The sequence below is a fragment of the Xenorhabdus eapokensis genome (assembly GCF_001908105.1).
Genome location: NZ_MKGQ01000129.1, coordinates 1 through 1,071, shown reverse-complemented (window position 1 = coordinate 1,071; position 1,071 = coordinate 1). Strand labels below are relative to the sequence as shown.

4 protein-coding genes are annotated in these 1,071 nt (G+C 46.8%); all 4 read right to left on the bottom strand.

From position 1 onward, the window contains the following. Nucleotides 1–75: 75 nt before the first annotated feature. Complete coding sequence (gene lysC, locus Xedl_RS39515) at nt 76–276, bottom strand: Rz1-like lysis system protein LysC (RefSeq protein WP_244149783.1); 201 nt, start codon at nt 274–276, stop codon at nt 76–78. After that, nucleotides 191–571: a hypothetical protein gene (locus Xedl_RS26045; protein WP_143187510.1), complete on the bottom strand. Its 381-nt coding sequence runs from the start codon at nt 569–571 to the stop codon at nt 191–193. Before Xedl_RS26045 ends, lysC begins: the two co-directional genes overlap by 86 nt. Continuing rightward, on the bottom strand, nt 568–963 hold the full coding sequence (locus Xedl_RS19740) for a structural protein (RefSeq protein WP_074025428.1): 396 nt from the start codon (nt 961–963) through the stop codon (nt 568–570). The genes Xedl_RS26045 and Xedl_RS19740 overlap by 4 nt, the downstream gene beginning before the upstream one ends. Next, on the bottom strand, nt 960–1,071 hold a 112-nt coding region (locus tag Xedl_RS19735; protein WP_208605112.1), incomplete at its 5' end, for a phage holin family protein. The genes Xedl_RS19735 and Xedl_RS19740, both read right to left, overlap by 4 nt.

Genomic DNA, 1,071 nt, shown 5'->3' with positions numbered 1-1,071 from the left:
TCAGTCCTTCTTTTTGCTTTTTTGTGTCTGGAAAATCCAAATTCGCAAAAATGGGACTGAGTTTCTTTGATACTCCTACCATTTTGAAAAGTCATTTAGATTGCACTGTTCAATCACCGTTAATAACTGCTCATTCAAAATGAGACTGTCACTCCATGTCATTGTGTCAGGGATGGTAGGAGGTAAACAATCAGCGAGCAGATGTGCCGGAATGGGTATCGGTGGCACCTGAACGTATTCGGTTCGTGTGTTGCTGCAACCGGATAATAGCCCCATCAGGCACAACGCGATGGGCGCAATCATGACTAACAACCACCGTTTTGATGGCCGCCTGAGTTGTCTCAGAATCCACGGCTGACCGATGCCGGTTTTCGCTATTAATGCGTGAGATGTCATTGAATAACCTGATAGAGTGGTAAGCGTTGTCGGTGATGGTGACCTGTTCGTCATACTGTCGCTTTAACCTAGCGTATTCTTCAGCCTTGTCCTGATATTTGCCGTAGCCGAACCAAACCAAGGTAGAGAGAACCGCCAGATAGCTGTAAGCCAGATATTGAGGATTGAATTTCATAGCATCTCAAACGCTTTTTCAAACGTTGCCTCAGAATAAGGCTGCTTGCCGTTCTCCATCTGGATCATCGCCTTAGTCAATGCTGTCATTATGGATTTGTCGTTAACATCAATCACGGTATGACTGGATACACCGACTGTTTGGCTCACATGCGTGATGTAGCTCTCGGTATTATTTTCATTCGGTGGTGCCCAGCGGGAAATAAACTGGCGGATGGTATTATCGCCGTAGAGTTTCACGTAATTGCGCAGGATTTTGAGCATTGCCCGAATACCGTACTCTGGCGCGATAAACTGACAGAATGACTTATCAGTCTGTCTGCCGCACAGTCCCTGCCATTGGTCACCGTGGCGGATATTGCCCGGATTGTTGTTGCGAATACCTCTGGTCACTGTTTACCTCCCAAACGTTTATTAATGGCACGAACAGCAAACTCACGTAGCTTCTCTACGCCAATAAACCCAATGGCACCCCCGATAGCCGGTGCAAAATTGGCAGGA

What these genes read in the sequence shown, in the direction of transcription:
- lysC (WP_244149783.1), bottom strand. Translation starts at nt 276, where the DNA reads ATGGGGCTATTATCCGGTTGCAGCAACACACGAACCGAATACGTTCAG.
- Xedl_RS26045 (WP_143187510.1), bottom strand. Translation starts at nt 571, where the DNA reads ATGAAATTCAATCCTCAATATCTGGCTTACAGCTATCTGGCGGTTCTC.